Raw genomic sequence first — 16,636 nt, forward strand, 5'->3', positions numbered from 1 at the left:
TGAAGTCCTGGGTTCAACGGGGGAACGTCGACCGCGCCACGCGGCGCGCGGCGCGCACGGCCGACGGCATGCGTCATGCCTGCGCGACGCCTTGCTGCACATTCCGACCGGCGCTGCCGTGAAACGGATAGTCGAGATAGCCGGACTGGTCGCCGCCGTACCAGCCCGTGTGCTTCGGCGCGGCCAGCGGCGCGTGGCTCGCAATGCGTTCGACCAGGTCGGGATTGGCGATATACGCGCGGGCAAACGCGACGAGATCGGCGTCGCCGTCGCGGATCAGCGCATTGGCCTGGTCGATGGATATGCCGCCGTTGACCATCAAGGGCCCCGTGAACATCTTGCGCGTGCGCTCGATGATGCGCGGCAAGTCGGGGTGTCCGCTCCAGCCGTTGGTGTCCGCCGCATGAACATAAGCGACGCCGAATTCGTCGAGCATCTTGCCGACGTAATCGTAGGTGCCGTCCGGGTCGGCGTCGCGCACGTTGTTGTAGTGCGCGTACGGTGAGATGCGCACGCCGACGCGACCGAGCGGAACCGCAGTGCCGATCTCCGTCAGAATGTCGCGCAGAAAGTTGGCGCGGTTGGCGATCGAGCCGCCGTACCGGTCGTCGCGCGTGTTGATGGTCGACGAGAGGAATTGATGCAGCAGGTAGCCATTCGCCGCGTGAACTTCCACGCCGTCGAAGCCGGCTTCGATTGCATTGATCGCACCTTGTCTGAACTGCGCGACGGTCTGCTTCACTTCGTCGAGCGACATGGCGCGCGAGGGCGTGGCATGGATTCGCGTGTAGTGGCCGTTCTGCAACTGGCCCCACACCTGTAGTTTTTCGAGATCGTCATTGACGCCGGAAGGCGAGAGCGGCGCCTCGCCGCCGAGCAAGGCAAACGAACTGACGCGACCGCCGTGCCACAGTTGCATGAAGATACGGCCGCCCGCGGCATGCACCTGGCTCGTGACGTTGCGCCAGCCGGCGATCTGCTCGCTCGTGATGATGCCGGGCGTGAGTTCGAAGGCGGCCGATGCGGTGCTGACATTGGTCGCTTCCGTGATGATCAATCCCGCCGAGGCGCGTTGCACGTAGTACTGCGCCATCATCTCAGTCGGATTGCCGTGCAATGGTGCGCGTGAACGGGTCATCGGCGCCATGACGACGCGATTCGGCAGATGCCTGCCGTGCAAATCGTAACCGCCAAGAAGAGGTGACATCGTGATTCCTTTGCGAATGACTGAAGCAGGTTCGGATGCGTGACGATGTCGAGCAGCGTATCGCCGCCGTCACGCGAATTCCTTAAAACCACGCTTAAACGTTGTGAAACCGTACCGTGACCGGTTCCGCTCACGCGCGGTGCCGAGCCGCATGCGGACGGCCGATCGCCAGATAGTGAATCAGCGCGACGAGCGGGAACGCCGTGGCGACGCCGGCGACCAGCGTCCATCCGCCGTGCTCATAGAGGGGACTCGCGAGCGCCGAGCCGAACGCGCCGCCGACAAAAATGCTCGTCATGTACAGCGCATTCAGACGGTTTCGGCTCGCGGCATGCAGCGCATAGATCTCGCGCTGGCCGAGCACCATGTTCATCTGCACGGCGAAGTCGAGCACGATGCCGGTCGCGACCAGCCCCACCACGCCCCACGCGGGATGGATCAACGCAGGCGTATAGGCGAGCGCGCCCACCACCAGCGCGATCAACGTCGCGCGCACCGTGTGGCCCGCGTCGGCGAGACGTCCCGCAACCGGCGCCGAGGTCGCGCCGATCGCGCCGACCAGCGCGAAGATGCCGATCGCGGTTTGCGAGAGCCCGAACTGCCGGGTCAACTCGATCGGGATCGCGGTCCAGAAGAGGCTGAACGAAGCGAACATCAGCGCCTGATACAACGAGCGGTGGCGCAGCACCGGCATCGTGCGGAGCAGATGACCCAGCGAGCCGATCAACTGGAAGTACGTGGCCTGGTGATCCGGCTGGCGGCGCGGAATAGTAAGCGCGAGCACGCTGGTGACGATCGCCATCAACACCGCCGCCGCGGCGAATACCGCGCGCCAGCCGAAGTGCCCGGCCACCACGCTGGAGATCGGGCGCGCCAGCAGAATGCCGAGCAGCAGTCCGCTCATGATGGTGCCGACCACCTTGCCGCGCGATTCGTCCGGCGCGAGATGGGCGGCGAGCGGAATCAGGATCTGCACGGCCACGGAACTGAAACCGATCAACAGCGAAATTGCGAGCAACCCGCCTGGCTGGTGCGCGAACGCGGCGGCGGCGAGACTCACGATCGACACCAGCGCGGTGGCGATCATCAGCTTGCGGTTTTCCAGCAGATCGCCGAGCGGCACGAGAAAGAACAGCCCGAGCGCATAGCCGATTTGCGTGAGCGAAACGATCAGGCTCGCGGTGCCGCCGGACATGTGAATGTCCGGCGCGATCAGTTCGGTGATCGGCTGCGCGTAATAGAGATTCGCGACGATCGCGCCGCAGCAGAAGGCGAATAGCGCGATCAGGCCGCGCGTCAGTTTGACGGGGCCAGGGCTTGCGGCGGTGATGGATGCGTCGGTCGACATGAGCAACTCCTGAAATGAAAAGGCGGGAAAGCGGAAAAAGCGGCGGAAAGAGCCTCGGATCTAACCGGCGATATTCATCAAACGGTCGCCGAGCGAAATGCCCAGATCGGTCATGCGCTTGCCGCGTTGCAACTGCTGGCTCTCCCAACGCGTGAGCAACGCATCGATGCTCGAGTCGGCCTTGCTCGCGCCCGCCAGCGCGAGCGCGAGCGCATGCGCGTTGGCCGCAGCCTTGGCGGTGCTGCCCGCCGTATGCGGACGCGGCACCGATGCGGCGTCGCCGATCAGCACCGCACGCCCGAACACCATCCTGGGTGTGCGCAGGTCGATGATCGGCTGCATGAACGGCTCGCCGGTTGCATCGACCAGCGCGCGAAACGTCGGCCCGAGCAAGGCTTTTGCATCGAGCCGAAGCTGCTCCACGTCGGCGTGCTTGGCCGTGCCCGGCGGCAGCGAGAAAGCGCGCGCCGCGCCGTGACGGTCCACCAGCAGTTCATTGAGCCGGGCGCGGTCGTACTTGCGATACCACACCCAGTTCCAGCGACGCTCGCCGGCCGCGGTCGAGTCGGTTTCGCCGGGAATCAGATAGGCAAGCGCCGAGTGTTCGTCGCCTTGCTGGAACGTAAAGCGCTCGCGCAAGATGTCCGCGGCGAAGCGCGGCAGATCGGGTTCGGCGACGAGTCCGCGCCATGCCGCATAGCCCGCGTAGGCCGGCACGATCTCGGGCAGCAGGCGGCGCCTGAGCGTCGAGCGGATGCCGTCCGCGCCGATCAGCAGGTCGGCGCGCTCGCTGCGGCCGCTTTCGAAGCGCGCGACGATCTGCTCGCCGTCCATGCGGAAGTCGCTAAAGGTCTCGCCGGTATGCAGGCGCGCCGCGGGCAGCGCGTTTCTCATGGCGCTGTACAGCAGGCTCCACGAAGTCTGCATTTGCGGCATGAACAGTTGCTCGACGCGCCTGTCCTCGCGATCCAGATAGATGCGTTCGCCCGACGCCACGCCCGGCGGATCGGGCAGCGCGACGCCCGCGAAATGCAGCGCGTCCAGCACGTCCGGTTGCAGCACGATGCCGCCGCCGCGGCTGTCGAGCTGATTGGGCGAGGTCTCGAATACGTCCACGTCCCAGCCGGCCGCGCGCAAGGTGGTGGCCGAGAACAGTCCGCCGAGCGAGCCGCCGATCACCACGGCGCGCGGTGTGTCGAGTGCGTTCATGCCGCGCTCCGTTGCGTGGCGGCACGCAGCGCGTTCGCGAACACGGCGCCCGGTTGCGCGCCGCTGATCAATTCGCCGGCAATCGAGATCGTCGGCACCGAATGAATGCCGAGGCGCTCCGCCTCGTCGCGGGCGGCCTCGATGTCCGGCGTGCCGGAAGCGGCGAGCAGATAAGCGCGAACTTCATCGGCATCGAATGCGTGCTCGGCGGCGATGTCGACCAGCGTGTCCAGCGAGCCGATGTCGCGGCCTTCCGAAAAGTAGGCGGCATAGATGGCTTGATACAGCGCGGCGGTCTGCCGGGCTTGATCGCGCGCTTGCGCGAACTGCATCAGACGATGCGCGAGCCGCGTGTTCGGCGTGCGCAGCACCTTGTCGTAATTGAACTGCGCGCCTGCCGCGAGACCCGCCGCGGCGACCTGCGCGTCCATGCCTTGCGAGCGCGCCCAACTGCCGAACTTGCGGGTGCGATAGTCGCGCCGGTTCATGCCTTCGGCGGGCATCGCCGGATTCAACTCGAACGGCACATAGCGGATCGCCACGCGCGCCTCGGCGCCCGACTCCGCGAGCGCCGCGGCGAGATTGCGCTGGCCGATCCAGCACCACGGACAAATGAAGTCGTAATGGACCTCGACCTGAATGGTTTGCATGCTGCACCTCTCGCTAAGTAACGACGACAGGTTATTCGTTGCGCGCCATTGAGTGAATACGTCTAGAATGCAATCCCCCGTTGCGTGTGACGCAACCAAACCCGCATTGAGGCCGTGCATGGACAAACTCCTGGCCCTGAATACCTTGCTCGAAGTGGCCGACGCCGGCGGCTTTTCGAAGGCCGCGCAACGTCTCGGCGTCGCGACCTCGTCGGTCACGCGTCTGATGGATGCGCTCGAAACCTCGCTCGGCACCGCGCTGCTGACGCGCACGCCGAGAAAGGTCAGCCTCACCGACGCCGGCATTGCCTACGTCGAACAGGTCGGCAAGGTGCTCGACGATCTGGCCGAGGCGGACGAAAGCGTGTTCGACAGCGGCGCGTCGCCGGTCGGCGCGCTGCGCATCGCGGTGCCGTCCGCGTTCAGCCGTCTGCGGCTCGCGCCGCACCTCGCCGCCTTTCTCGCCGAGCATCCGCGCGTGTTTCTCGACGTCGTCGTGGCCGATCACTACGCCGACCTCGCACTCGACAGAATCGATATCGCGATCCGCATCGGCCTGCCCGATCGCGACGCGAATCTGGTCGTCAGAAAGCTCGCGGACAATCCGCGCTATGTCGTGGCGAGCCACGACTATCTCGAACGCAGCGGCACACCAGCCACGCCGCAAGCGCTCGATTCCCACGAGTGCCTGCGCGTCGCCTATGGCGGCGGTTACCGCACGCGCCAGGTCTGGAGCTTCCGCCGCGACGGCGCGGAAGAGCGGGTCGACGTGCGCGGGCATCTGCTGTCGAACAGCATCGACATCCTGCTGGAAGCCGTTATCGCCGGACGCGGCATTGCGTTGCTGCCGGAATGGCTCGTCGCCGCGGAGATTCGCGCGGGACGCCTGATGCGGCTGTTCGAGCAGTTCGAGGCGACGCCGCACAATGGCGACGCCGTGGTCTATGCGGCGTATCTGCCCAATCGCCGCCATTCCAGCAAGGTGCGCGCGTTCCTTCAGTTTCTCGAAGCGCGGCTTCAGTCCGCGCTGGAAGGCTGACGCACCGCGCGCGTGCTTACGAATGGCGTCCCGATTCGAACAGGAACCACACGCGCTGCTCCGCTTCGTCGATCCAGTTTTCCAGCAGGCTCGCCGTGGCGACGTCGCCGTATTCGTCGCATAGCGCATGCGTTTCGCGCATGTAGCCCGCCAGCGCCAGGTTGTCTTCGCGCAATTCCGCGAGCATGTCGCTGGGCGTGACGAACTCCGCGTCGTTATCGGCGATGCGTTGCAGCTTCGTGATCTGCCCCGCCGAGCGCAGCGTCTTGCCGCCGATCTTGCGCGCGCGTTCCGCGATCGGGTCGGTGGTCGCGTAGATCTGATTGGACTGGTCGTCGAGCAGCAGGTGGTAGTCGCGGAAGTACGGCCCCGACATATGCCAGTGGAAGTTCTTGGTCTTCAGATAGAGCGCGAACACGTCGGCCAGCAGGGTCGTCAACGCGGCGGCGATGTCGCGCGTCGCGTCTTCGCCGAGGCTGGTCGGTGTCTTGAGCGGCGCGGCGCGATGCGCGGCTGCGGTCTGTGCGTCTTTCATGGCGGTTCCTTTTAGATGTCGATAAGTGCGGCCGAAGGTCCTGAATCCGGCAACTGAAGTGTGAAACGGCGCGCACGTAAAGTCCTGCACAAAACATGAATTTTTCTGAAGCGGCTTGAAGCGGCTTATGGAGCGGCTTTCGAGGCCGCAACCAGGATCGGGCGCGCCGCGATTTCCGTTGCGGGCTCATTTCTCCAGAACTTTCAATTCAGAACGATTAAGGGCTTTGCCAAGGACTTGGCCGAAGGGCGTCGATAGACTGGCCTCAGTTTTTCGCGCACTTCAACGCAGTGCGGCATGTCCATCAAACCCTTTCAGGATCTACACAGCCATGTCAAACCCCAAACTCGAAGTTCTGACGCCTGCAAACTCGCAGATCATCTTCATCGACCACCAGCCGCAAATGGCGTTTGGCGTTCAGTCCATCGACCGTCAGGTACTGAAGAACAACGTGGTCGGACTCGCGAAGGCCGCGCGGGTGTTCAACATCCCCACCACCATCACGACGGTGGAGTCGGAAAGTTTCTCGGGCTACACCTACCCCGAACTGCTGGACGTATTCCCGGGACACAAGGTGCTCGAACGCACGTCCATGAATTCGTGGGACGACCAGAAGGTGCGTGACTCGCTCGCCGCGAACGGTCGGAAGAAAGTCGTGGTCGCGGGCTTGTGGACCGAGGTGTGCAACAACACGTTTTCGTTGTGCGCGATGGACGAAGGCGACTACGAAATCTACATGGTCGCCGACGCATCGGGCGGCACGTCGAAGGAAGCGCATGAGTATTCGATGCAGCGCATGATCCAGGCCGGCGTGGTGCCCGTCACGTGGCAACAGGTGCTGCTCGAATGGCAACGCGACTGGGCGCACAAGGAGACGTACGACGCGGTCATGGCCATCGCCAAGGAGCATTCGGGCGCCTACGGCATGGGCGTGGACTACGCGTACACGATGGTCCACAAGGCCGCCCAGCGTGCGGTGGGAACGCACGAAGTGCTGGCGCCGGTGCCGGCACGCAAGTAACGGTCGCAGCACGTCGCGTTACGTCGCGTTACGTCGCGTCACGTCGCGTCACGTCGCGTCACGCCGTCGCGCGGAATTCGAGCGTCTACCGACGCTCTGGATTCCGCTTGCCGGCTGGTTTCTGAATGCTTCATGGAAGCGGGCGTCACGAGCGCCCGTTTTCCATGAATCGCTCCGCGCGTGAAACGCGGAGCGCTCCCTATGAGGATCGCCATGACTTCCACCACTTCCGCGCCGACGCCGGCCGAAGTCGTCTTCTTCAACGGCAAGATCGCCACGCAGGACGACAAACGCTCGTTCGCGGACGCGCTCGCCGTCGCGAACGGCCGCGTGATCGCGGCCGGCTCGCGCGACACCGTGATGCGCCACGTCAACGACAACACGCGCCACGTCGACCTGAAAGGCCGCACGGTCATTCCCGGTCTCAACGATTCGCACCTGCACGTCATTCGCGGCGGCCTGAACTTCAACATGGAACTGCGCTGGGACGGCGTGCCGTCGCTCGCGGATGCGCTCGACATGCTGCGCAAGCAGGTGGCCCGCACGCCCGCGCCGCAGTGGGTGCGCGTGGTGGGCGGCTGGAACGAATTCCAGTTCGCCGAGCGGCGCGGACCGACGCTCGAAGAGATCAACGCGATCGCGCCGGATACGCCGGTGTTCATCCTGCACCTGTACGACAGCGCGCTCCTGAATGGCGCTGCGCTGCGCGCGGTCGGCTATACGAAAGACACCCCCAATCCGCCCGGCGGCGAGATTCAGCGCGACAAGCGCGGCAATCCGACGGGCATGCTGATCGCACGGCCGAATGCGGGCCTGTTATACGCGACGCTGGCAAAAGGTCCGAAGCTCGCGCCGGAGGATCAGCGCAATTCCACGCGCCATTTCATGCGCGAACTGAACCGCCTCGGCGTGACGAGCGCGATCGACGCGGGCGGCGGCTACCAGGCCTATCCCGACGACTACGCCGTCATCATGGACATGGCGAAGCACAATGAACTGACCGTGCGGATCGCGTACAACCTGTTCACGCAAAACGCCAAACAGGAAATCGAGGACTTCGCGAAGTGGGTGAAGATGACGAAGCCCGGCGAGGGCGACGACTTTCTGCGCGTGAACGGCGCGGGCGAAATGCTGGTGTTCTCCGCCGCCGACTTCGAGGACTTCCTGGAGCCGCGTCCCGATTTGCCGGACACGCTCGAAGCGGAACTCGAAGGTGTCGTCAGGCTGCTGGTGGCGAACCGCTGGCCGTTCCGTCTGCACGCAACCTATAACGAATCGATCGAGCGCTTCCTGAACGTATTCGAACGCGTGAACGCCGACATTCCGTTCAACGGCCTGCGCTGGTTCTTCGACCATTGCGAGACCATCACGCAGAAGAATATCGACCGCGTGCGCGCGCTCGGCGGCGGCATTGCGATTCAGCACCGCATGGCTTACCAGGGCGAGTACTTCATTCAGCAATACGGTGAGGAAGCCGTGAAGCGCACGCCGCCGATCCGCCACATGCTCGATGCGGGGCTGCCGGTGGGCGCGGGCACGGACGCCACGCGCGTCGCGAGCTTCAACCCGTTCGTGTCGCTGTACTGGATGGTGTCGGGCAAGACGGTCGGCGGCACGGCGATGTACACGAGCGAGAACCGGCTCGACCGCATGGAAGCACTGCGCCGCTATACGGTCGGCAGCGCGTGGTTCTCGAATGAGGACGACCGCAAGGGCGCGCTCGTGCCCGGCCAGTTCGCGGACTTCGCGGTGCTCAGCGACGACTATTTCACGGTCGACGAAAGCCATATCAAGTATCTCGAATCGGTGATGACGGTGGTGGGCGGCAAGGTGGTCTACGCAGCCGACGACTTCGCGCCGCTCGCGCCGCCCGACTTGCCGGTCAGCCCGTCGTGGTCGCCGGTCGCGGAGTTCGGCGGCTACAGCCGGTACAAGCCGACCGCGGTGGCGTGCGTGGACGGCTGCGTGAATCTGTGCGGCGTGCATGCGCATGCGCACGGCTGGGCCTGGCGCAAGAACGTGCCCGTCAGCGATTCGAACGGCTTCTGGGGCGCGCTGGGCTGTAGCTGCTTCGCGTTCTGACCGTTCCGATTGTTCCGATTGTTCCGATAGCCACGGTTTCATGCCGCCACGCGAGCGAGGACCTTCATGCCGACCCTGACCGACGGCGTGCTGTACGGGCTAGGCATCCTGGTCCTCGATTTCCTCGCCTGGCGTTTCGTCGCGATCAGGCGCGAGCAGGCGCGTCTCGGCTTGCGCGCGCTGATGTTCGGGCTATCGACCTACGTGCTGTTCAGGTCAGGCATGAATCCGTTGCGCGCCGCGCCGTGGGAGGATCAGCCGCTGCGCCATCTGCTCGCGCAGATGCTCGAAGTGGTGTGGTGGCTGCAAGGCGCGCGTCTCGTGACGATCGTGCTGGATCGCACCGTGTTGCCCGAGTCGTGGCACAAGGAGCGTCTGTTTCAGGACGTGTTCGGCGCGCTGGTGTTTCTCGCGGCGGCGGTGGGCGCGATCGCGTTCGTGTTGCAACTGCCGGTGCGCGGTTTGCTCGCGACCTCCGGCGCGCTCGCGGTGGTGCTTGGCCTCGCGATTCAGAGCACGCTCAACGACGTGTTTTCCGGTGTGGTGCTGAACGCCACGCAGCCGTTTCACATCGGCGACTGGGTGACGATCGGCGACGTGGAAGGCAAGGTGGTGGAGAGCAACTGGCGCGCGACCAGCCTGCTGAACGGGCAGGGCAATATCGTCTTGATCCCGAACAGCGTGGCGGCGCGCACCAACATCGTCAACGCGAACCAGCCCTCGCATACGCACGGCATCAGCGTGGTGCTGCCGGTCAAGCCGACGATCCGGCCGGCCACGGTGTTGCAGGCGCTGGCCGACGCCGCCGCCAGTTTCGACGCGGTGCTCGCCGACCCCAAGCCGATTGTCAGCGTGCGCCGCGCGACCAACGACGCGATCGAGTACGAGATCGTCTGCTACGTCGATACCCTGAGCAAGAAGATCGACGTGCGCAACGATCTGTTCGATCTGGCGCACCGGCATTTGCTGTCGCGCGGCGTCGTGTTGCGGCCGTTGTCGGTGCCTGAGCCCGCCGCCGAAGCGACGGACGAAAAGCACCGGCTGCTTTGCAATGTATTGATCTTCCAGACGCTCGACGACGGCGAAATAGCCGAACTCGCGGCAAAGCTGACGAAACACGAATTCGACACCGCCGACACGATCTACGCCGCCGCCGACGAAAGCGGCCACGAGCTGCATATTCTCGCGCGCGGCGTCGCGAGCGTGAGCGTGCCGAAGGGCGGCGGCGAGATCGAATTGCGACGGCTCGCGCCGGGCGATTCGATCGGCCAGTCGGGCATCCTGGCGGGCGTCAGGTCCGGCGTGATCGTGCGAGCGCTCACGCGCGCCACGGTATTTCGCCTCGACAAGAGCGCGTTGACGCCGATCCTCGCGCGGCGGCCCGAGGTGGCGAGAGAGATGTGCCGGCTGCTCACGGAACACCATGAAACCGAGAAGATGCTGCTCGCGTCGCCCGAGCATGCCGATCAGCACGCCGGCGGCTTGCTGCAATGGATACGCGACGGTCTGCAGCGCTTTCATGAACTGGCGATTTGAGCGGGCCCACAAAAAGCGCCGCACGAATTAAGTCTTTTTAAGGAACGGCCAAAGTCTTTATTGGATTAATTCGCTACGCTGCATCGGACAGTGGGCAGGCATCGCGCGGCGGAGCGACCGAGGAGCGAGGATGGGCGATAGGGAGGAGGTGACATGAAGAAAATGATTGCGGGAGTCGAGATTCCCGACGGTGCGATGGCTGGTGCGGCAACCGCCCAGATGCGCGCCACGGAATCCGAGTTGATGTTTCAGCATGCGTTGCGGGTCTTTCTGTTCGGTGCGCTGACCGGCTATCGCAAGAACCTGAGTTTCGACGCGGAATTGCTTTACATGGCCGCGCTGTTTCACAACGCCGGTTTGAATGCGCAGTACCGGCACTCGCCTTACCGATTCGAAGTGGATGGCGCGAATGCGGCGCGCGCGTTCGTGCGGCAGCACGGCGCGGCGGAAAGCGATATCCACGAAGTATGGACGGCGATCGCGCTGCACACCACGCCCGGCATTGCGGAGCATATGTCGCCGCTCGTCGCGCTGACCCGCGCCGGCGTGCAGATGGATGTGTGCGGCGACGGTTACGACGAATTCACCGCGCAGCAGCGCGACGAAATCATGCAGGCGTGTCCGCGCGAACTGGACTTCAAGAAGAAGATCATCGAAGCCTACGCGCGCGGCATGGAGCATCGTCCCGAGACGACGTTCGGCACGGTGAACGCGGACGTGCTGGACCGCTGGGACCCGAACTATCGCCGGCTGAATTTCTGCGGTCTGGTGCTGGGTTCGGACTGGCCGAATTAAGGCATTTGCAGGTATCGAAAGGAAAGGAAAACGCAATGGGCTACGTCATTTCACTGGGAGTCGGCTTCGGCGTCGGACTGCTTTACTGGCTGCTCAAGGTGCAGTCGCCGGCGCCGCCGTTGATCGCGCTGGCAGGTCTGCTCGGCATGGTGCTGGGCGAACACGCGATACCGGTCGTCAAGGCGCAGTTGTTCGCGCAGACGCCGACGGTTCAGGCCGCGCCGCCAGCCGGGACAGCCCCGGCGGCTTCGGCGCTGCAAAAGCCGAACGCGCCCGGCGCGGCGAAAGAGGGCGGTTGATGCCGTCGGCACGCGTCTATTCCTGTCGAGGAAATCGTCCGTGAACAAGCACGAAGACACGATTCTCGCGATGATCGCCGGCTATGTGGACACGGTTGGCTTCATCGCATTGTTCGGCCTGTTCACCGCGCACGTGACCGGCAACTTCGTGCTGCTCGGCGCGGAAGTGGCGGGCGTGGGCCAGGGCGCGCTGCTCAAGCTGCTGGCGTTTCCGTCCTTCATCGTGGGCATTGCGTTGGGCAGCGTGATTTTCAAGTTCACGGAGCGGCATCAGTCGCCGAATGCCGCGAGCGTGCTCTATCTGTTGCAGGCGGCGCTGCTCGTTTCGTTCCTCGTCACGGGCATGCTGATCACGCCCGCGATGGGTTCGGATGCCTCGATGGTGCTGCTGTGCGGCGTGCTCGGAACGATGGGGATGGGCGTACAGAATGCGCGCGGCAAGCTGCTTCAGGTGAGCGGCCTGCCGAATACGGTGATGACCGGCAACGTCACGCAAATCGTGCTGGACGTGATCGAGCTGATTCACCGGGGCGCGGCGGGCGGACATGGCCAGCAGGTTAGCGAACGACTCAAATGGACCTTGGCGGCCATGTGCGGATTCGCGGCCGGCGCGATCCTCGGCGCGCTCGCTTATATGCAGTTTTCATTCGTCGCGATTGCGCTACCGGTGGCCGTGCTGCTTGCTCTCGCATGGAACAGAAGGGCGGCGCCCGCGAGCCATTAGGTCACGGCGATACGTCGCCGTCGCTTGAACGCGCGCGCGGTTTCCACGGATAACTCACGCGGCCTCGCAGGTGGCCGGCTAATCACGCTATTCACGCTATTCAAGCTATTCATTATTGCCAACACAATCGGGTTACAACACATGTTCACATCGCTGAAACGCTTTCGTCCCGTCGCGCTTGTCTGCGCCGCGCTGCTGATCGGCTTGACGCCGGTCTCGTCCGCATTCGCCGATGCGGGGCCGCCTGAAGTATCGAACGGCAAGACCGCGCTCGCCGCGAAACATGCCGACGTTTCCGTGGGTCCGCAATACGACACCACGCACGTCTATGTCGCCTCCGCCGATCTCGACGCGTTCGTCACGAGCTTTGTCGCGACGTTCGGCGGCAAGGCTTCGCCGCGCGCGGTGTTCACGGTCACGCCGACGCCGAGCAAGACGGCCTCGCAGTACGTGCAGACGCCGGTCGGCATGCTGTCGGTATTCGGCTTCGAAACGCCGATTCCCTATCCGTTCGGCAACGAGCGCACCGGCTATCTGGTGACGAACATCGATCAGGCGTTGAAGGCGGCGCGCGCGGCGGGCGCCGACGTGCTCGTGGATAGCTTCGACGATCCGATCGGCAAGGACGCCATCGTTCAATGGCCGGGCGGCCTGACGATGCAACTCTACTGGCACACCAAGGCGCCCAGCTACGCGCCCTTGCACAGCGTGCCGGATAACCGCGTGTATGTGTCGCGCTACGAAGCCGACAACTTCGTGCGCCGCTGGCTGCATTTTTCGCACGGCAAGGTGGTGTCGGACAATCCGCGCGCCGACGCGGGCGTGATTGGCCGGCCGGGCGAGACCATCCGCGAGATTCGTCTCGAATCGGGCTTTGGCCGCATGGTGGTGTTCGTCACGGACGGCAAGCTGCCGTTCCCGTTCGGACGCGAAACGACCGGCTATGCCGTCGACGATCTGACGCAGACGCTGCAGCGCGCGCAGGCGGCCGGCGCGAAGGTGCTGTACGCGCCGTATGGCAGCGCATCGGGCAAGACGGCGATGCTGGAATTCCCCGGCGGCTACATCGCTGAAGTGCACGATGGCCGCTAAAGCGAGCGCAACGAAGGCGCACAACGCGCGCGCCCGGCGGGCGCTGCGCGCCGCGCGCGCGCTGCTGGTCAGCACGGGGCTGGCGGCGGCGCTGCCGGCTTCGGCGGCGGACACCGCGCTCGGCAGCGCCGACGATACCGCCGCGACCAGTGCCTCGGCTAGCGCTTCGTGCGCGCGTCCGGTGGTCATGTTCAATCGCTGGCAGGAAAACTGGTCGGCGCTCGCCGATCCGTGCGTGCCGAAACGGCCTTTCGATTCGCTGAAGTACATTCCGCTATTCGGCAATCCCGACGCGTATATCTCGCTCGGCGTGGTGTTGCGCGAGCGGCTGGAGGTCAACGACGCGCCGCTTTTCGGCCTCGGCTCCGGGCACGACGACACCTATCTGCTGCAACGTCTGGAAGTTCATGCGGATGTGCGGCTCGGTCCGCACGTGCAGTTCTTTACGCAATTCGAGGACGCGCGTCCCTATGGCAAGGACAACGTTTCGCCGGTCGACAAGAATCCGCTCGACTTGCGCCAGGCGTTCGTCGCGATCACCGAGCCGCTGGGTCCCGGCACCGTGAAGGTCCGCGTCGGGCGGCAGGAAATGGCGTTCGACTTGCAGCGCTTCATCTCCGTGCGCGACGGCCCGAACGTGCGCCAGGCCTTCGACGCGATCTGGGCCGACTATGAAACCGGCCCGTGGCGCTGGATCGCCTACGCGACGCAGCCGGTGCAGTACCGCGACAACTCGGATTTCGACGACGTGTCCAACCGTCACCTCACGTTCAGCGGCGTGCGCGTGGAGCGCCAGGGCGTCGGTCCGGGCGATCTGTCCGCGTACTACTCGCGCTACAACCGCAGCAATGCGCGCTTTCTCGACGCGGCCGGCGACGAGCATCGCGACGTATTCGACGCGCGCTATGCCGGCAAGGTCGCGCAGATCGACTGGGACGTGGAAGCGATGTATCAGTCGGGGCACGTGGGCAACAAGACCATCGGCGCGTGGGCGGTGGGCTCGCTCGCGGGCTATACGCTGGCCTCGGTGCCGTGGACGCCGCGTGTCGGCATTCAGGTCGACGCCGCATCCGGCGACCGTCATCCGGGAGACGGCCGCGTCGGCACGTTCAATCCGCTGTTTCCGAACGGCTACTACTTCGCGCTCGCGGGCTACACCGGCTACACCAACCTGATTCACGTCAAGCCGTCGCTGATCGTCAAGCCGAACAGCAAGCTCACGCTGCTGGCGGGCGTGGGCCTGCAATGGCGGCAGACCACCGCGGACGCGGTGTACGGACAGGGCTCCTCGGTGGTGCCGGGCACGGCGGGACACGGCGGACGCTGGACCGGTTTCTATACGCAGCTGCGCGCGGACTGGGCTGTTACCGCCAATCTCGCCGCCGCGCTCGAAGCCGTGCATTTCCAGGTCGGCCCGTCGCTGCGCGAACTGGGCGCGCGCAATGCCGACTACGTAGGGGCCGAATTGAAGTTCGGCTGGTAAGCGCAACGCCGTCATTTTGCGGGACGTCGTCGGTTCGACGAGGCCCGAGAGAGGTCCATTGTCATGAGCACCCCCGATCTACCGATCGACGCGTCCGTACCGTCGGAACTCGAGATTCCGTATTCGTCGCTGGAATATAGGCGGCATCAGATGTTTCCGCGTCTTTCGCCGGCGGAGATTCAAAGTCTTCGGCGCTTCGCGAAGCCGATGTCGTTCAAGGCCGGTGAACTGATCTTCGAAACCGGGCATGTCGCGCTCGGGCTCTTCGTGCTGCTGCATGGGCGCGTGCGTATCTATTCGCGCGACAGCTTCGGGCGCTCCACGCTCGTCACCGAACACGACGACGGCCACTTCATGGCGGAGATGGCGCAACTCTCCGGCAAGCCCGCGTTGATCGACGGCGTCGCGTTGACGGATGTCGAGACGCTCGTGATCGACCCCGACCGCCTGCGCGCGCTGATCGTCGCCGATGCGCAACTCGGCGAGCACATCATGCGTGCCTTGATCTTGCGGCGGCTCGGTCTCATCGAGCAGGGCTTGGGGCCGATCATCGTCGGCAACGGCGACGACGCGCGGCTGGTTCGCCTGCAAGGCTTCCTGCGCCGCAATGCGTACCCCGCGACGGTGATCGACGCGCGCAGCGATCCCGAAGCGGTCACGTTGCTGGGCGGCATGACGACCGGTCCCGGCGATTTCCCGCTGGTGTTCTGCGCGAACGGCAACGTGCTGCGCGCGCCGGATGAAGCGCAACTCGCGTCGTGCCTCGGCCTCGTGCCGACCTTCGAGCCATCGCACGTGTACGACGTCGCGATCGTCGGCGCGGGCCCGGCGGGACTCGCGGCGTCCGTTTATGCCGCGACGGAAGGCTTGTCGGTCGCCGTGTTCGATCAGCGCGCGCCAGGCGGCCAGGCCGGCGCGAGTTCGCGCATCGAAAACTATCTGGGCTTTCCCACCGGCATTTCCGGCCAGGCGCTCGCCGCGCGCGCGTTCCAGCAGGCGTTGAAGTTCGGCGCGCATCTGGCGATTCCCGGCAAGGTCGTCGACGTGAGCCGGCAGGAGGGCATCTTTCTGCTGACGCTGCTCGACGGCCAGCGCATCAGCGCGCGCACGGTGGTGGTCGCGAGCGGCGCCGCCTATCGCAAGCCGACGGTGCCGGACTTCGAACGCTTCGAGGGGCGCGGCACGTATTACTGGGCCTCGACGATCGAAGCGAAGCTGGTGAAGGGCCAGGACATCGTGCTGATCGGCGGCGGCAATTCGGCGGGCCAAGCGGTGGTGTTCCTCGCGAACTTCGCGCGCAGCATCCGCATGCTGATTCGCGGCAGGGATCTCAACGCGAGCATGTCGAAGTATCTGATCGACCGCATCGGCTCGTTGCCGAACGTCTCGCTATGCACCGGCTGCACGCTGCATTCGCTCGAAGGCGACGAAGCGGGCCTCACGCATCTTCGCGTGCGTCATGAAGACGACGGCAGCGACGAAGTGCTCGCGTCGCGCCATCTGTTTCTCTTCATCGGCGCGGACCCGAAAACGGATTGGCTCGCGTCGAGCGGCGTGGAGCTGGATAACCGCGGTTTCGTCGTGACCGGCTTTGCGCGCAGCGAGCATGGATTGTC

Annotated in this window: 15 protein-coding genes; 10 read left to right on the forward strand and 5 right to left on the reverse strand. The window is 64.9% G+C overall.

Annotated features, from left to right (window positions below; translation table 11 throughout):
* Nucleotides 1-73 precede the first annotated feature (73 nt).
* The 4 genes from ACTJLC_RS18720 to ACTJLC_RS18735 form a co-directional block, all read right to left on the reverse strand.
* Nucleotides 74-1,207, reverse strand: coding sequence for an alkene reductase (locus ACTJLC_RS18720; RefSeq protein ID WP_310128525.1), 1,134 nt, complete (start codon nucleotides 1,205-1,207; stop codon nucleotides 74-76).
* A 130-nt stretch (nucleotides 1,208-1,337) separates the two neighbouring features.
* Nucleotides 1,338-2,555, reverse strand: coding sequence for an MFS transporter (locus tag ACTJLC_RS18725; RefSeq protein WP_440844832.1), 1,218 nt, complete (start codon nucleotides 2,553-2,555; stop codon nucleotides 1,338-1,340).
* 60 nt (nucleotides 2,556-2,615) lie between these two features.
* The gene (locus tag ACTJLC_RS18730; RefSeq protein ID WP_310313730.1) at nucleotides 2,616-3,764 is read right to left on the reverse strand and encodes an FAD binding domain-containing protein; all 1,149 of its coding nucleotides are present in this window, start codon (nucleotides 3,762-3,764) and stop codon (nucleotides 2,616-2,618) included.
* Nucleotides 3,761-4,414 carry a DsbA family oxidoreductase gene (locus tag ACTJLC_RS18735; RefSeq protein WP_310313733.1) on the reverse strand — a complete coding sequence of 218 codons (654 nt, stop codon included), beginning with the start codon at nucleotides 4,412-4,414 and terminating at the stop codon, nucleotides 3,761-3,763. The genes ACTJLC_RS18730 and ACTJLC_RS18735 overlap by 4 nt, the downstream gene beginning before the upstream one ends.
* A gap of 118 nt (nucleotides 4,415-4,532) precedes the next feature.
* On the opposite strand from ACTJLC_RS18735, the gene ACTJLC_RS18740 reads away from it, so the two are divergent.
* Nucleotides 4,533-5,453 (forward strand): LysR family transcriptional regulator, encoded by a 921-nt coding sequence (locus tag ACTJLC_RS18740; protein WP_310313736.1) that lies wholly within the window; start codon nucleotides 4,533-4,535, stop codon nucleotides 5,451-5,453.
* Between the two features lie 16 nt (nucleotides 5,454-5,469).
* Here ACTJLC_RS18740 and ACTJLC_RS18745 read toward each other — a convergent pair whose 3' ends face one another.
* A complete protein-coding gene (locus ACTJLC_RS18745) occupies nucleotides 5,470-5,988 on the reverse strand; it encodes a Dps family protein (RefSeq protein WP_154873073.1) in 519 nt (172 codons plus the stop codon).
* 331 nt (nucleotides 5,989-6,319) lie between these two features.
* Between ACTJLC_RS18745 and ACTJLC_RS18750 the strand changes: the two genes are divergently transcribed.
* The 9 genes from ACTJLC_RS18750 to ACTJLC_RS18790 all read left to right on the forward strand — a co-directional run.
* Nucleotides 6,320-7,009: a hydrolase gene (locus ACTJLC_RS18750; protein WP_310313739.1), complete on the forward strand. Its 690-nt coding sequence runs from the start codon at nucleotides 6,320-6,322 to the stop codon at nucleotides 7,007-7,009.
* Nucleotides 7,010-7,222: 213 nt separating this feature from the next.
* A complete protein-coding gene (locus ACTJLC_RS18755; protein WP_073432300.1) occupies nucleotides 7,223-9,091 on the forward strand; it encodes an amidohydrolase in 1,869 nt (622 codons plus the stop codon).
* Nucleotides 9,092-9,157: 66 nt separating this feature from the next.
* On the forward strand, nucleotides 9,158-10,627 hold the full coding sequence (locus ACTJLC_RS18760; RefSeq protein ID WP_440844837.1) for a mechanosensitive ion channel domain-containing protein: 1,470 nt from the start codon (nucleotides 9,158-9,160) through the stop codon (nucleotides 10,625-10,627).
* Nucleotides 10,628-10,780: 153 nt separating this feature from the next.
* Nucleotides 10,781-11,422 carry an HD domain-containing protein gene (locus ACTJLC_RS18765; RefSeq protein WP_310313745.1) on the forward strand — a complete coding sequence of 214 codons (642 nt, stop codon included), beginning with the start codon at nucleotides 10,781-10,783 and terminating at the stop codon, nucleotides 11,420-11,422.
* 35 nt (nucleotides 11,423-11,457) lie between these two features.
* Nucleotides 11,458-11,721, forward strand: a complete 264-nt coding sequence (locus tag ACTJLC_RS18770; RefSeq protein WP_073432297.1) for a DUF1427 family protein — start codon at nucleotides 11,458-11,460, stop codon at nucleotides 11,719-11,721.
* A 40-nt stretch (nucleotides 11,722-11,761) separates the two neighbouring features.
* Nucleotides 11,762-12,445 (forward strand): YoaK family protein, encoded by a 684-nt coding sequence (locus ACTJLC_RS18775; RefSeq protein ID WP_244220038.1) that lies wholly within the window; start codon nucleotides 11,762-11,764, stop codon nucleotides 12,443-12,445.
* Between the two features lie 141 nt (nucleotides 12,446-12,586).
* On the forward strand, nucleotides 12,587-13,537 hold the full coding sequence (locus ACTJLC_RS18780) for a VOC family protein (protein ID WP_310128511.1): 951 nt from the start codon (nucleotides 12,587-12,589) through the stop codon (nucleotides 13,535-13,537).
* Complete coding sequence (locus tag ACTJLC_RS18785) at nucleotides 13,527-15,020, forward strand: alginate export family protein (protein ID WP_310128509.1); 1,494 nt, start codon at nucleotides 13,527-13,529, stop codon at nucleotides 15,018-15,020. Before ACTJLC_RS18780 ends, ACTJLC_RS18785 begins: the two co-directional genes overlap by 11 nt.
* A gap of 63 nt (nucleotides 15,021-15,083) precedes the next feature.
* On the forward strand, nucleotides 15,084-16,636 hold a 1,553-nt coding region (locus ACTJLC_RS18790; protein ID WP_440844840.1), incomplete at its 3' end, for an FAD-dependent oxidoreductase.

The sequence above is a fragment of the Paraburkholderia sp. 22099 genome, assembly GCF_052045835.1.
Taxonomy (GTDB): Bacteria; Pseudomonadota; Gammaproteobacteria; order Burkholderiales; family Burkholderiaceae; genus Paraburkholderia; species Paraburkholderia terricola.